Consider the following 14,207-nt stretch of genomic DNA (forward strand, 5'->3'; position numbering starts at 1 on the left):
GGGCGCTGCCGGGGGCGCCATGCTGCGCCAACCGGGTGATTTTCGCAATCACCCGGAATGGGCGAGAATCCCTGTTCCATCCGCTGCAAACAGCCCGTGCCGATGCCGAAGAAGATCCAAGCCCGCAAGTCCGCCATCCATGGCAACGGCGTGTTCGCCGTCGCCCCGATCAAGCAGGGCGAGCGCGTGATCCAGTACAAGGGCCTGCTGCGCAGCCATGGCGACGTTGATGCCGATGACAGCGGCGACGTCGAAAGCGGCCATACCTTCCTGTTCACCCTCAATGACGACTGGGTGATCGATGCCAACTACAAGGGCAACGACGCGCGCTGGATCAACCACAGCTGCGACCCGAACTGCGAGGCGGTGATCGAGGAAGATGAGGACGGCGACAGCCGTGGCGACAAGGTGTTCATCGAGGCGCTGCGCGATATCAAGGCTGGCGAAGAGCTGACCTATAACTACGGCATCACCCTGGCCGAGCGCCACACCGCCAAGTTGAAGAAGATCTGGGAATGCCGCTGCGGCTCGCCCAAGTGCACCGGCACCATGCTGCAGCCCAAGCGCTGACCGGTACCGGGTAGGGCCGGCCGCTGGCCGGCATGGCGCGATGCAGGAGCCGGCCAGCTGCCGGCACTTGCGGGAGGCTCTCCACCTGCCGTGCACGGCAGGGTCACCGCCGTGCAAGGGCCGTTCGTCCACGCTGTGCACTCCCCCAACTGGAGTGCACCCATGGCAGAGCGATTGAAGGGAAAACAGATCGCAATCCTCGCGACCCACGGCTTTGAACAGTCCGAATTGACCGAGCCCAAACGGCTGCTGGAAGCGGAAGGTGCGCGGGTCAGCGTGGTGTCGCCCGCAAAGGAGGCGACCATCAAGGGCTGGAAAGAGAAGAACTGGGGCGACGCCGTCGCGGTCGACATCCCGCTGGATGAGGCGGATCCGGCGGGCTTTGATGCCCTGGTGCTGCCGGGAGGTGTGATCAATCCGGACACACTGCGCACCGACGACGCGGTGCTCAGCTTCATCCGCTCAGTGGATGAAGCCGGCAAGCCCGTCGCCGCGATCTGTCATGGCCCGTGGCTGCTGATCAACAGCGGGCTGGCCGATGGCCGCGAGCTGACTTCCTGGCCCTCCCTTCAGCAGGATCTGGCCAACGCCGGTGCGAACTGGCGCGACGCCGAGGTCGTGGTAGACGGCAACGTGATCACCAGCCGCAAGCCGGATGACATTCCTGCTTTCAGCGAGGCGGTGGTCAAGGCACTTGCCGCGTGATGCCTTGCCGGTAGTGTCGGCCGCCGGCCGGCACTACCTTATTTGCCCAGCAGGCCTGCCGGCACCAGGTTGCCCAGGTTCTGGTTGAAGGTGACCACCAGCTTGCCGTTTTTGACCTGTGCCGCCTGCACCTGCAGCGCGCCGAGCACCCCGGCCACCGCCGGGTCCAGCTTGTAGATCGGTTCGCGCTGGGCGTAGTCGCTCAGCCAGGCATTGAGCAGGCCACGGGTGCGTGAGTCGAGGCGGCCGCCCTGGTTGGCCGGGGTGAAGTCGTCCACACTGGGCTGCTGCAGGTGGAAGCCCTGGGTCTGCGCGTCGTAGCGCAGGCCGCTGCTGAGCTTCACCGTACCCAGTTTGGCCGGGTTGCCGCCGGCGGTGGCCAGTGCCACGTCCATGCCAAGGTTCAAGCGCTCGCCGGCCGGAAGGCTCAGCTGAGGATGGCTCATGGTCAGGGAGATCAGGCCGCCAAGGGCGTCCTGGGTGCGCGGGAAGCTGCCATCGAGGTACTGCTGGACGTCGCTGGCACCCACCGACAGTTCGCGGCCGGAAATGGAGGGAGCCGCCTGCGCGCCGATCGCAGCGGCGATCAGTACGGTGGAGGCAGCGAGGCGGGTCATCAGGGAACGCAGGCGCATGGCGGTGACCGATGGCAGGGAATGGATGGATCAAAGAGTAGCCGTGCAGGCTGAATCGCGCGTGCATGCGGCTGTAACGGTTCAGTCCAGCATCGGACGCAGTTGCGCCGACTGGATCTGCCAGGCGCTGCCATCGCTGCTGGGTTGCACGCGGTACCAGCCACCGAAGCGGAACGTACCGTTGGCGGTGACCGCGCGGATCTGCACCGGCACTTCAAGCAGCTGCGGTGGCTGCCGATCGTCGCGGGCGAGCGGGGGATCGCTGTGCAGGCGCAGGGTGCGCAGGTCCTGCAGCTGCCGCAGCGCGGCGTCGTCCGCATGCCGCGGGTCGCTGGGCGGGATCGTCCAGGCGGCATCGCTGGCGGCGCGGTCGCGGTTGAGCAACGCCGCTACGTAGCGGTTGAGCATCGTCGATGGCGGCTCGGCACCGTCGGCGACAGCAGACAGCACCGACATTTCACTTGCCTGCACTGCTGCGGGATCGGGGCCGGTGCGAGTGTTCGCGGGTGCGGTGGCAGCGACGGGAGCGGACGCTGCCGCGATGTCGCCGGTCGTCTGTGCTGCCGGGCGTGAACAGCCCAGCAGCACCAAGGGTGCGATCAGCAACGGGATCCTGCGCATGTCTGCCTCCTCCCCGAGGCAACCTGGAGGGCGGCAGTGTAGCGATTGCGCCGGGATCAGCGGGAGGAGGGCAGCTGATCCAGAGCGTCCAGCGCTGGCAGGACCTGACCGGCGATGGCCGCCAATGCGTGGCCGCCGGTCTCGGCATGGCGCTGCACGATATCGCGCAGCAGCTGGGTGGCGATCACCAGGGTCGCACGCTCGTCGCCGCTGATCCCGGCGGTACGCGGGGCCGCCTCCAGCAGGCGCATCAGGTCGCGGCTGGCGCGATGCTCCAGTTCGATGGTGCAGCGCCCTGTGCACTGCAGCCCGTCCTTTTCGATGGGGGTCACCGAGATCCGGTAGCGGGTGGAGGGGCTGGCCATGAGGGTGTGCTCGCCGTAGCTGTGGAGGATGTGCCCACCATAGGCAAGGCCACGGCCTGAGGCGACGGCCGGCGCTGCACGCAGTGTTCCACCCGGTACGTTCCAGCACCTGCCCAGGCCGCGCTCGGCCAGTGGCGACGGGCCTGTACGGGCATTCCCGGGGAGGCGGCAACGCTGTGTTGCGGATTGCCACAGCGCGACGCATCCACGCATGGCGTGGATCTACCGCCGGGCACGCAAAAAAAACGGGACGGCCAGAGCCGTCCCGTCGGAATCCACGTTGGGGCGCGCGCTTACAGCGCGGCGTCCTTCAGCTTCTTCAGCGGACGCACCTTCAGCTTGGTGGTGGCCGGCTTGGCGGCGAACCACTGCTCTTCCTTGGTGAACGGGTTGATGCCCTTGCGCTTCGGCTTGGCCGGCACATTGACGGTGGTGATCTTCAGCAGGCCCGGCAGGGTGAAGGAGCCAGCGCCCTTCTTGTGCACCGAGGAGGCGACGGCGCTTTCCAGCGAGGCCAGCACAGCGCGGACGTCCTTGGCGACGACGCCGGAGGCTTCAGCGATGTGTGCAACCAGGCCGGACTTGGTCAGCACTTCCTTGATCGGCTTCGGAGCGGCCGGCTTGGCGGCTGCCTTCGTCGCGACTTTCTTCGCTGCCTTCTTCGGGGCAGCCTTCTTAGCGGTCTTTGCCATGGTTTCCTGTTCCGTGAACGGTTGGTTGTTTGGTCGGCGCCGAACCCCGTCGGCAAGCGCAATGTAGGGCAACTCTTGGGCGCCGCCAATAGCCCGAAGCGCGGAAAGTGCATGTTTTTTCATATCCAGGCCGATTCAGTACATGGTCGGCGGTGGGGGATGGGGGCACGCCAGCGTGTTCGATCGCCGGCGCCCGCCGATCGGTGGGGTGCGCGAAACCACTGAAAACAAGAGGAAAATGCGTTCCGGGCTGGCGAGGAAGTGTCCACGCGCCGGACTCGGGGGCGACGTCCGGCGTGCGGCGGAGCGACGCAGGGCTAACGCGTGGCGTGCGAGGGTAGCCGTTCATCACCGCCACGCAGGAGCAGCACAATGGGAATCTCGCGACACGCCACCGCGCACTGGGAAGGCGATCTGAAGACGGGCAAGGGGCAGTTGAGCACGCCGCAGAGTGGGCTGCTGGACAAGACCCGCTACGGTTTCAACAGCCGCTTCGGCGACGAAAAGGGCACCAATCCGGAAGAGCTGATTGCCGCCGCGCACGCGGGTTGTTTCACCATGGCGTTGTCAGCCAAGCTCGGCGAAGCAGGCTTCACCCCGACCTCGCTGGACACCGAAGCCAAGGTCGACCTGTCGCTGGAAGGCGGTCCGCAGTTGTCGCAGATCCGCCTGAAGGTCAGGGCGGTGGTGCCCGGCATCGATGCGACGCAGTTCCGTGCCATTGCCGATGATGCCAAGCAGAACTGCCCGGTATCCAAGGCGCTGAGCGCGGTGCCGATCAGCCTGGAAGCCGAGCTGGGCTGAGCCGGCGCATCTGTAGAGCCGAGCCCATGCTCGGCTTCTGCAGGTCCCGTGATCTGGCCGAGGAGCAGCCGAGCGTGGGCTCGGCTCTACAGTACCCCTTTACCAATCAAGGGTGCCGGTGATGACGGTCTGCACCTGTCCCCCGGACCAGACCTCGCCGTCCTCATCGACCCGCAGGGTCAGACGCGCATCGTGGCCGACTTCGCGGCCCTGGCTGACTTCGAACGGTGCACGGCCACGTGGCAGCGCGTCGCGCAGGTCCAGCCACGCGGCCAGCACTGCATTGGCGGCCCCGGAGGCGGCGTCCTCGAAGCGCCGACCATTGCCGACGAAAGCGCGCACGGCCAGATCGAATCCCTCACTGCCATCGCTGAAGGCATAGGCGAACACGCCCATGCTGTCGGTGGACTCGGCCAGCGCAGCCACAGCGTCCCAGTCCGGATGCAGGGCGCGCAATGCGGCTTCATCGGCCACCTGCACCACCCACCAGCTGCGTCCGCCCTGCATGCGCGCCAGCGGCAGCGAGCCCAGTGGCCAGTCCTTCAGTGCTGCCAGCAGGCGCGGATCGGTGGCTTCAGCGATCTCCGCCAACTGCGCGCGCGGTGTGCGGATGGCGATGCGCTGCTGCGCGCCCTCACCGCTGACGCGCAGCGGCAGGGCACCGGCAATGCCGTCCTGCACCAGCACGCCGTCGACCGGTGTGGCCAGGCCTGCCTGCAGCACCGCATGCGCCGTGCCGACGCTGGGGTGACCGGCGAACGGCACTTCCTTCTGCGGGCTGAACATGCGCAGCCGGTAGCTGGCACCGTCGGCCTGGGGCGGAAACACGAAGGTGGTCTCGGGCAGGCGCGTCCAGCGCGCGATGGCCTGCATGCTGGCATCGTCCAGGCCGTCGGCATCGAGTACCACGGCCAGCGGGTTGCCAGCGCCGGCGCGCGGGGAAAACACATCCAGCTGCAGGAAACGGCGGGTGGTCATCGGGGCGAAACTCCAGGATCGGGTGGCGCGCAGCTTAACGCGCGGTTGTAGAGCCGAGCCCATGCTCGGCTGTGTCGGGGTGTGAGAAGAAGCAGCCGAGCGTGGGCTCGGCTCTACAGCCAACGGATCTGGCCGTCGATGACCGGCTGCACCTGGCCGCCGATCCACACCGTGCCCTGCGCGTCGACCTGCACCTGCACGCGGCCATCGCGGCCCACTTCGCGGCCCTGGCTGGCCACGTAGCGGCCTTCGCCGCCGGGCAGGGCATCGCGCTGCCGCAGCCAGGCGCCGATCAGCGCATTGGCGCTGCCAGTGACCGGGTCCTCGGGCACGCTGGGGGCATCGGCGGGGCAGAACGCACGCACCACGCGGGCATGGCCGGCGCCGGCTTCGTCGGCGAACACCGCCACGCCGGTGGCATCGGTGGCAAGGCTCCAGTCGGCCAGCGCGGCCATGTCCGGCAGCAGGCTGCGCACGGCGTTGGCATCGCGCAGTGGCAGCAGCCACCAGCGTGCGCCGTTGTCCCAGAGTTCGGGCGCCTGCCCGTCGGCAGCGAGCGCCAACAGCGCGGCGGGCGCTCCGCCTGCCTCCGTGTCCAGTTGCCGTGCCGGAGGGCTGGCCAGCTGGATCTCCAGTGCCTCGGCCGGGCCGCTCACCCGTACTGGGAGCAACCCTGCCGCGCATTGCTGCAGCAGGGCGCCGTCGCGCGGTTGGGCCAGGCCGCAGGTCACCGCCGCCCAGGCGGCACCGACGCTGGGGTGGCCGGCGAAGGCCAGCTCACGGGTCGGTGTGAAGATGCGGATGTGGTAATCGGCGCCGGGCGCGGTGGGGCGCAGGAAGAACACCGTCTCGGACAGGTTCAGCCAGGTAGCCAGGGCCTGTATCTGGCTGCTGGAGAGCGCGTCGGCGTCCAGGATGACGCCCAATGGATTGCCGGTTCCGGGGCGGGGGCCGAAGACATCGAGCTGCAGGTAACGGAGGACGGCCATCTACGGGGATATTGCGCTTAGAATCGAAGGTTCCGCCCCCGAGGGCGGCTTCCCCACATTCTACATAGCCAATCCATGTCAGCTTCCCCCCTTGTCGATCGTTGGATCGTACTGAAGTTCGGCGGCACCTCGGTGTCGCGTCGTCACCGCTGGGACACGATCGGGAAGCTGGCGAAAAAACGCGCGGAAGAGACCGGATCGCGCGTGCTGGTGGTGGTATCGGCGCTGTCCGGGGTCACCAACGAACTGACCGCGATTGCCGACGGCGCGCCGGACAGCGGTGATCGCGTGGCAGCGCTTGTCGAGCGCCATGAGGGCTTCCTGGCCGAACTCGGCCTGGGCCGCGAGGTGCTGGCCGAACGGCTGGCGGCGCTGCAGGGCCTGCTCGACGATGCGCGGGCGGCCACCCGTCCGCTGGATTGGCAGGCCGAAGTGCTGGGCCAGGGCGAGCTGTTGTCCTCCACGTTGGGTGCGGCCTATCTGCGCGCCTCGGGCCTGGACATGGGCTGGATGGATGCCCGCCAGTGGCTGGACGCGATGCCGCCGCAGCCGAACCAGAGCGACTGGTCGCAGCGGCTGTCGGTGAACTGCCAGTGGCGCGCCGACGCGGAGTGGATGCAGCGCTTCCGCGCGCAGCCGACCCGCCTGCTGATCACCCAGGGCTTCATTTCGCGGCATGCCGATGGTGGTACCGCCATCCTCGGCCGTGGTGGCTCGGATACCTCGGCGGCGTACTTCGGTGCGCTGCTCGGCGCCAGCCGGGTGGAGATCTGGACCGATGTGCCGGGCATGTTCAGCGCCAATCCGAAGGACGTGCCGGACGCGCGCCTGCTGACCCGCCTGGACTATTACGAAGCGCAGGAAATCGCCACCACCGGCGCCAAGGTGCTTCACCCGCGCTCGATCAAGCCGTGCCGCGATGCCGGCGTGCCGATGGCCATCCTCGATACCGAGCGCCCGGAACTGCCGGGCACCAGCATCGATGGCAGCGCCGCACCGGTGCCGGGGGTGAAGGCGATCAGCCGCCGCAATGGCATCGTGCTGGTGTCGATGGAAGGCATCGGCATGTGGCAGCAGGTCGGCTTCCTGGCCGATGTGTTCAACCTGTTCAAGAAGCACGGCCTGTCGGTGGACCTGATCGGTTCGGCCGAGACCAACGTCACCGTGTCGCTGGACCCGTCCGAGAACCTGGTCAACACCGATGTGCTGGCCGCGCTGTCGGCCGACCTGTCGCAGATCTGCAAGGTGAAAGTGATCGTGCCGTGCGCGGCGATCACCCTGGTGGGCCGCGGCATGCGGTCGCTGCTGCACAAGCTGTCGGACGTGTGGGCGACCTTCGGCCGTGAGCGCGTGCACATGATCTCGCAGTCGTCCAACGACCTGAACCTGACCTTCGTCATCGACGAGGCCGATGCCGATGGCCTGCTGCCGATCCTGCACGCAGAGCTGATCGACAGCGGCGCGATGCCGGTGGAGGAGACCGAAGTGTTCGGCCCGCGCTGGCGCGAGATTGCCGGCACCGTGCGCCCGCGCGGCACGCCGTGGTGGCGCGGCCAGCGTGCGCACCTGCTGCAGCTGGCCGATGCCGGTACGCCGCGCTACGTCTACCACCTGCCGACGGTGCGCGCCCGCGCCCGTGCACTGGCCGCGATCAAGCCGATCGACCAGCGCTACTACGCGATCAAGGCCAACAGCCACCCGGCCATCCTGCAGCTGCTGGAAGCCGAAGGCTTCGGCCTGGAGTGCGTGTCGCACGGCGAGCTGAAGCATGTGTTCCAGCACCTGCCGGAACTGTCGCCCAAGCGCGTGCTGTTCACCCCCAGCTTCTGCCCGCGCAGCGAGTACGAGGCGGCGTTTGCGCTGGGCGTGACCGTGACCGTCGACAACGTGGAAGCGCTGCAGCGCTGGCCGGACCTGTTCCGTAACCGCGAGCTGTGGCTGCGCGTCGATCTGGGCCGGGGTGAGGGCCACCACGCCAAGGTCCGTACCGGTGGCAAGGAGTCCAAGTTCGGCCTGCCGATCGCCCGCGTCGACGAGTTCGTGCGCGCGGCCACCGAACTGGGCAGCCGCGTGGTGGGCCTGCATGCGCACCTGGGCAGCGGCGTGGAAACCGCGCAGCATTGGCGCCTGATGTGCGATGAGCTGGCCGGTTTCGCCCGCCGGATCGGCAGCGTGCAGACCATCGATATCGGTGGCGGCCTGCCGATTCCGTACAGCGACGAAGACGAACCCTTCGACCTGGACGCCTGGGCCGAGGGCCTGGCCGAGGTAAAGGCACTGCACCCGGCATTCCGCCTGGCGATCGAGCCGGGCCGCTACCTGGTGGCCGAATCGGGCGTGCTGCTGACCCATGCCACCCAGGTGGTGGAAAAGGACGGCGTGCGCCGTGTCGGCCTGGACGCCGGCATGAACGCACTGATGCGCCCGGCGCTGTACGACGCCTGGCATGACATCGAGAACCTCAGCCGGCAGGGGGGGTATGCCGAAGCGGCGTTCGATGTGGTCGGGCCGATCTGTGAATCCAGCGATGTGTTCGGCAAGCGCCGCAAGCTGCCGGTGTCCACTGCGCCGGACGACGTGATGCTGATCGCCGATGCCGGTGCCTACGGCTATGTGATGGCCAACACCTACAACCAGCGGAAGCTGCCGCGCGAAGACGTGATCGAATGACCACCGCGCGCGCCCTGCACCCGCCCACCGACACGCCCCGCGCCTTCGCGCGGGCCCGTGCCTGACCGGATACACCATGACTGCTTTCGACAAACACCAGGTTTCCCGCTTCCGCTTCGTCCGCTGCGACTTCGCAGCGGATACCGGCGTGGCCCGGCTGGTCTACGCCTTCGACGACGGCCCGGAGATGGTGGAAACCATCACCGTGCCCGGCGCCCCGTTCGTGCTGGACGAGGCGCGCGCCGCCGCCGTGCAGCGTGCGCTGCAGCTGCTGCACCTGATCGCCGGCGTCAGCTACTACAAGGCCGGCGTACCGGATACGGTCAGCATCGACAGTTACAGCATCGATGCCGATACCGCCGCACTGGTGGAGACCATTTACCTCAACGGCCTGGGCGAATTCGCCTACCGCAACGGCCTGAACCTGCGCGGCCGCTTCCGGTTGCCGGTGCAGGGCGAGGCCGTGCAGGCGCCGGCGCTGGGCCTGCGGCCGCACGCGCTGGTGGCCATCGGCGGCGGCAAGGATTCGCTGGTCAGCATCGAAGCGCTGCGCCGTGCCGGCGTGGACGAGACGGTGACCTGGATCGGTGGCTCGCAGCTGATCCGTGCGTGCGCCGAGCGCACCGGCCTGCCGACATTGAACCTGGGCCGCACGCTGGCACCGGAACTGTTCGAGTTGAACCGCCAGGGCGCCTGGAACGGCCATATCCCGGTGACGGTGGTGAACTCGGCAATCATGGTGCTGGCCGCCCTGCTGCACGGCGTGGACCAGGTCGTGTTCTCCAACGAGCGTTCGGCCAGCTACGGCAGCCAGATTCCGGGCACCGGCGAAGTGAATCACCAGTGGTCCAAGGGCTGGGCCTGCGAGCAGGCGTTCGGCAGCCATGTGCGGAAGTACGTGGCGGCGGATCTGCAGTACTACTCGCTGCTGCGACCGATGTCCGAGCTGGCGGTGGCCCGCCAGTTCGCCAAGACTGATTTCTACGACGCGCACTTCTCCAGCTGCAACCGCAATTTCCACATCCTCGGCGAGCGCCCGGTGAACCGCTGGTGTGGCGTCTGCCCGAAGTGCCATTTCGTGTTCCTGGCGCTGGCCCCGTTCATGCCCAAGACGCGCCTGGTGCGCATCTTCGGCCGCAACCTGCTGGACGATGCCGAGCAGGCCGGTGGCTTCGATGCGCTGCTGGAATTCCAGGACCACAAGCCGTTCGAGTGCGTGGGTGAAGGCCGCGAATCGCGTGCGGCGATGGCGACGCTGGCGCAGCGCCCGGAGTGGAAGGAAGACGTGCTGGTGAAGCGCTTCTGCAACGAGATCCAGCCGCAGCTGGATGCCGCCGAACTGGAACTGGCACCGCTGCTGCAACTGCAGGGCGAGCACCGCGTTCCGGCTGCGCTGTGGGAACGGGTGCGTGAAGATTTCGAAGCTTGAAGGAAAGCGCGTCGCGCTGTGGGGCTGGGGCCGCGAGGGCCGCGCCGCGTTTGCGGTGCTGCGTGAGCGCCTGCCCACGCTGCCGCTGAGCCTGTTCTGCCCGGCGGCCGAAGTCGGGGCCGCGCGCGTGGAAACACAGGGCGCGCTGGACGTGCGTGGCGAGCCTTCTGCTGAAGCGCTGGCCGCGTTCGACGTGGTGATCAAATCGCCCGGGATCAGTCCCTATCAGCCGATCGCGCTGGCGGCGGCAGCGCAGGGCACCACCTTCATCGGCGGCACCGCGCTGTGGTTCGCCGAACACGCGGCCGACGATGGCATCGTGCACGACACCGTGTGCGTGACCGGCACCAAGGGCAAGAGCACCACCACCGCGCTGGTCGCGCACCTGTTGCGCGCGGCCGGGCATCGCACCGGACTGGTCGGCAACATCGGCCTGCCGCTGCTGGAAGTGCTGGACCCGCAGCCGGCGCCCGAGTACTGGGCCGTCGAGCTGTCCAGCTACCAGACCGGTGAAGTGGCGCGCAGTGGCGCCCACCCGCAGGTGGCAGTGGTGCTGAACCTGTTCCCGGAACACCTGGACTGGCACGGCAGCGAACAACGTTACATCGAAGACAAGCTGCGGCTGGTGACGGAAGCCGCACCGCGCATTGCCGTGCTCAATGCCGCCGATCCGCACCTGGCGGCACTGTCGCTGCCCGATAGTGAGGTGGTCTGGTTCAACCAGCCGCAGGGCTGGCATATGCGGGGCGACATCGTGCATCGCGGCGAACAGGCGGTGTTCGATACCCGCAACACGCCGCTGCCGGGCCGCCACAACCGCGGCAACCTGTGCGCGGTGCTGGCTGCACTGGAAGCGCTGGGCCTGGACGCCGTGGCGCTGGCACCGTCAGTGCAGGATTTCCGCCCGCTGCCGAACCGCCTGCAGCGCATCGGCGTGGCCGATGGCCTGACCTACGTCAACGATTCGATCAGCACCACGCCGCATGCCAGCCTGGCTGCGCTGGAGTGCTTCGCCGGGCAGCGCATCGCGCTGCTGGTGGGCGGGCACGACCGTGGCCTGGACTGGACCGACTTCATGCAGCACATGGCGCACGATGTGCCGCCGGTGGAGATCGTGACCATGGGCAGCAACGGCCCGCGCATCCACGCGATGCTGCAGCCGCTGGCCGACGCCGGCCGCTTCGGCCTGCACGCTGCGGGCGATCTTGCCGAGGCGATGGTGTTGGCGCGCACGGCGCTGGGCGCGCAGGGCGGGGTGGTGCTGTTGTCCCCGGGTGCGCCGAGCTTTGGTGCTTACCGCGACTACGTGGCGCGCGGACGTCATTTCGCCGAACTGGCTGGGTTCGATCCGGACAGCATCAGCGCGATTCCGGGGTTGGGCATCGCTTGATCCGCCGGATCGGGGTCGGATCCCTTTCCTCAGGAAAGGGCTCTGACTCCGGCGAGTTACCATGGGCGCATCCTCGGACGGACCCGGATAGCCGCGTGTGCACCTTCATTACCCTGTTCCTGCCCGCATCCTTATCGCACATTGAAGCCGCCGCGATCATGCAGCGCAGTGGCCGGCGCCTGTTTGCGCAGGATTCGCCCAGCCTGCAGTCAGCGGTCGGGCCCGGTTGGCAGCCGTGGTTGAGTGCCGTGCACTGCGATTGCGGCACGTCGCTGGCCTCGGCGCAGGCGGTTCGTGCGTGGAACGGCGATGCCGAACGCTGGCGCAGGAAGGGCTGGAGCGAAGCGAAGATCGCGCGCGCGTTGGCGGCGCAGTTGGCGCGGCATGAACAGGATCAGCAGGCACGCCGCGATGAAGCCCTGGACGATGCCGGCCAGTGGTTGCAGCGTATCGATGCGCTGTTGCAGGCTGGGGCCGCGCGCATCGGCCTGCTGGTGCGCGACTACGACGGTCCGGTGGGTGCCCGGCAGCCGAAGCCGCCGGAACGCCGCTGGCCGCGCGCGCATCTGGCGGCGTCGGATCTGCTGGCATTCGAGCCGGGCACGTTGCACTGGATCGAACGCGGGTAGTGCCGGCCGCTGGCCGGCAACCTGCGGGGAAATTCATCCACGCATGGCGTGGCTCTACTGTAGAGCCACGCCCATGCTCGGCTGCCTTCATTCGTCTTCGTCGATGAACGCGTAATCGCCATCGATCAGCTGCTGCAGGTACGCATCGAAGCTCGGCGCAATGACTGCATAGCTGTCCGGATCGTGCAGGTAGCGCACCACCTGGCCGACGGTGCCACCCTGTGCCGGATCGAAATCCAGGTACAGCATCGAGGTGCCGCCGTTGTTCATGCAGTGCGAGAAGCACAGGCGCCTGCTCATCGGCAGATCACCGTCGATGCCTTTACCCAGGATCTCCGGCTCGTCATCCAGCCACTCTTCGTAGATGGAACGGATGCTGTCGTCCCACCGCTGCTGGTCCTCGAAGATCTGCGCGACTGATCGCAGGTAGTACGGGTAGCCACCGTCCTCCACGTCCGAGCCCAGCATCAGTACGCAGACCTTGCCGCCGGGGTACTCCCGGTAGTGGGTGCCATCCACGCGCGATAGGAGTTCCACCAGGCTGCCCGGCACCTGCGGCCACTGCACACGCAGGCGCTGCAGGTCCTCGGCGCTGGCGCCCTGGACATGTGCCCACTGCGGGGCATCCTCGGCAGGCAAACGCGGGATCAGGCCAGACAGAAAGCGATCAACAAGATTCATGCGAAAAAAGGGGACGGAGGGGATTAAGTCGTATCCAACCACACCTGCGTCACGCCGCCAATGCAGAATGCGACGCGGGAGGGGCGAATACGGCTTAATCCCCTCCGTCCCCTTTTTCTTGCGGAGCAGGCGCATGAATCGTTGGCGATGCGGTGTGGCGATGGTGCTGGGGCTGGCGGCGATGCCGGCGTGGGCGGCGATGAAGACGCAGCCGGTGGAGTGGAAGCACCAGGGCACGACCTTCAGTGGTGTGCTGGTCTATGACGATGGCGAGCATGACAAGCGCCCCGGCCTGGTGATGGTGCCGAACTGGAAGGGCGTGAACGAGTCGGCCATCGAGAAGGCCAAGCAGCTGGCCGGTGATGACTACGTGGTGCTGGTGGCTGATGTCTACGGCAAGGACGTGCGGCCGAAGAGCGATGCGGAGGCGGGACCGGTGGCCAGCAAGCTGCGCAACGACCGGCCGCTGCTGCGTGCGCGTGCACTGGAAGCGGTGAACGTGCTCAAGGCGCAGGCCGGCAAGGTACCGCTGGATGCCAGCCGGATCGGTGCGGTCGGTTTCTGTTTCGGTGGCACCACGGTGCTGGAGCTGGCCCGCGCCGGTGCGCCGCTGGCTGCTGTGGTCAGCCTGCACGGCGGGCTGGGTTCGCCGTTGCCGGCGCAGGCCGGTGGCACCCATCCGTCCGTGCTGGTGCTCAATGGGGCCGATGACAGGAGCGTGACCGCCGAGGACATCGCCGCTTTCCAGAAGGAAATGGATGCGGCCAAGGTCGATTGGGAGTTCACCAACTACAGCGGTGCCGTGCACTGCTTCGCCGAGCGCGACGCCAACAGCCCGCCGGGGTGCCAGTACAACGAGCGGGCGGCCAAGCGCGCGTTGAAGGCGCTGGATGAGTTCTTCGAGGAACGGTTCGAGAAGCGTTGAGCCGTGCAGTGGTAGTGCCGGCCGCTGGCCGGCATTCCCGTGACACCCGCAGCATCATGAGGTTGCCGGCCAGCGGCCGGCACTACCGGATGCGGTCAATGCGAGCGTTTCCGTGCCGACCAAC

At 67.7% G+C, this 14,207-nt stretch carries 15 protein-coding genes; 8 read left to right on the top strand and 7 right to left on the bottom strand.

The annotated features are described in order from the left end of the window. The first annotated feature begins 102 nt into the window (after positions 1-102). Together ROV93_RS13805 and ROV93_RS13810 are read left to right on the top strand one after the other, a co-directional pair. Positions 103-570, top strand: a complete 468-nt coding sequence (locus ROV93_RS13805) for an SET domain-containing protein-lysine N-methyltransferase (protein ID WP_012479369.1) — start codon at positions 103-105, stop codon at positions 568-570. Between the two features lie 162 nt (positions 571-732). Continuing rightward, positions 733-1,275, top strand: a complete 543-nt coding sequence (locus ROV93_RS13810) for a type 1 glutamine amidotransferase domain-containing protein (RefSeq protein ID WP_005415602.1) — start codon at positions 733-735, stop codon at positions 1,273-1,275. Positions 1,276-1,313: 38 nt separating this feature from the next. Here ROV93_RS13810 and ROV93_RS13815 read toward each other — a convergent pair whose 3' ends face one another. The 4 genes from ROV93_RS13815 to ROV93_RS13830 form a co-directional block, all read right to left on the bottom strand. Beyond that, positions 1,314-1,910, bottom strand: coding sequence for a DUF1439 domain-containing protein (locus tag ROV93_RS13815; protein WP_005415603.1), 597 nt, complete (start codon positions 1,908-1,910; stop codon positions 1,314-1,316). A gap of 81 nt (positions 1,911-1,991) precedes the next feature. Beyond that, on the bottom strand, positions 1,992-2,531 hold the full coding sequence (locus ROV93_RS13820) for a hypothetical protein (RefSeq protein ID WP_072168627.1): 540 nt from the start codon (positions 2,529-2,531) through the stop codon (positions 1,992-1,994). 56 nt (positions 2,532-2,587) lie between these two features. Then, the gene (locus tag ROV93_RS13825) at positions 2,588-2,896 is read right to left on the bottom strand and encodes a DUF3861 family protein (protein WP_005415605.1); all 309 of its coding nucleotides are present in this window, start codon (positions 2,894-2,896) and stop codon (positions 2,588-2,590) included. A gap of 293 nt (positions 2,897-3,189) precedes the next feature. Next, on the bottom strand, positions 3,190-3,588 hold the full coding sequence (locus tag ROV93_RS13830) for an HU family DNA-binding protein (protein ID WP_072168628.1): 399 nt from the start codon (positions 3,586-3,588) through the stop codon (positions 3,190-3,192). A gap of 372 nt (positions 3,589-3,960) precedes the next feature. On the opposite strand from ROV93_RS13830, the gene ROV93_RS13835 reads away from it, so the two are divergent. Continuing rightward, complete coding sequence (locus ROV93_RS13835; RefSeq protein ID WP_072168629.1) at positions 3,961-4,392, top strand: OsmC family protein; 432 nt, start codon at positions 3,961-3,963, stop codon at positions 4,390-4,392. Positions 4,393-4,491: 99 nt separating this feature from the next. Here ROV93_RS13835 and ROV93_RS13840 read toward each other — a convergent pair whose 3' ends face one another. Both ROV93_RS13840 and ROV93_RS13845 read right to left on the bottom strand, forming a co-directional pair. Then, the gene (locus tag ROV93_RS13840) at positions 4,492-5,370 is read right to left on the bottom strand and encodes a PhzF family phenazine biosynthesis protein (RefSeq protein WP_072168630.1); all 879 of its coding nucleotides are present in this window, start codon (positions 5,368-5,370) and stop codon (positions 4,492-4,494) included. A gap of 113 nt (positions 5,371-5,483) precedes the next feature. Continuing rightward, entirely contained in the window at positions 5,484-6,359 is an 876-nt protein-coding gene (locus ROV93_RS13845) for a PhzF family phenazine biosynthesis protein (protein WP_312540145.1), read from the bottom strand. Positions 6,360-6,434: 75 nt separating this feature from the next. Between ROV93_RS13845 and ROV93_RS13850 the strand changes: the two genes are divergently transcribed. The 4 genes from ROV93_RS13850 to ROV93_RS13865 all read left to right on the top strand — a co-directional run bounded on the left by ROV93_RS13850 (position 6,435) and on the right by ROV93_RS13865 (position 12,477). After that, positions 6,435-9,029 (top strand): bifunctional aspartate kinase/diaminopimelate decarboxylase, encoded by a 2,595-nt coding sequence (locus ROV93_RS13850; protein WP_072168632.1) that lies wholly within the window; start codon positions 6,435-6,437, stop codon positions 9,027-9,029. 76 nt (positions 9,030-9,105) lie between these two features. Next, positions 9,106-10,458, top strand: coding sequence for a UDP-N-acetyl-alpha-D-muramoyl-L-alanyl-L-glutamate epimerase (murL, locus tag ROV93_RS13855; protein ID WP_061479208.1), 1,353 nt, complete (start codon positions 9,106-9,108; stop codon positions 10,456-10,458). Then, on the top strand, positions 10,439-11,848 hold the full coding sequence (gene murD / locus ROV93_RS13860) for a UDP-N-acetylmuramoyl-L-alanine--D-glutamate ligase (RefSeq protein ID WP_072168633.1): 1,410 nt from the start codon (positions 10,439-10,441) through the stop codon (positions 11,846-11,848). The genes murL and murD overlap by 20 nt, the downstream gene beginning before the upstream one ends. Before the next feature lie 95 nt (positions 11,849-11,943). Further along, positions 11,944-12,477: a hypothetical protein gene (locus ROV93_RS13865; RefSeq protein WP_072168634.1), complete on the top strand. Its 534-nt coding sequence runs from the start codon at positions 11,944-11,946 to the stop codon at positions 12,475-12,477. A gap of 87 nt (positions 12,478-12,564) precedes the next feature. On the opposite strand, the gene ROV93_RS13870 is transcribed toward ROV93_RS13865, so the two are convergent. Next, complete coding sequence (locus ROV93_RS13870) at positions 12,565-13,158, bottom strand: SMI1/KNR4 family protein (protein WP_072168635.1); 594 nt, start codon at positions 13,156-13,158, stop codon at positions 12,565-12,567. 133 nt (positions 13,159-13,291) lie between these two features. On the opposite strand from ROV93_RS13870, the gene ROV93_RS13875 reads away from it, so the two are divergent. Then, complete coding sequence (locus ROV93_RS13875) at positions 13,292-14,083, top strand: dienelactone hydrolase family protein (RefSeq protein WP_072168636.1); 792 nt, start codon at positions 13,292-13,294, stop codon at positions 14,081-14,083. The last annotated feature ends 124 nt before the right edge of the window (positions 14,084-14,207 follow it).

Origin of the sequence: Stenotrophomonas maltophilia group sp. msm4 (assembly GCF_032025605.1) — a bacterium.
Taxonomy (GTDB): Bacteria; Pseudomonadota; Gammaproteobacteria; order Xanthomonadales; family Xanthomonadaceae; genus Stenotrophomonas; species Stenotrophomonas sepilia.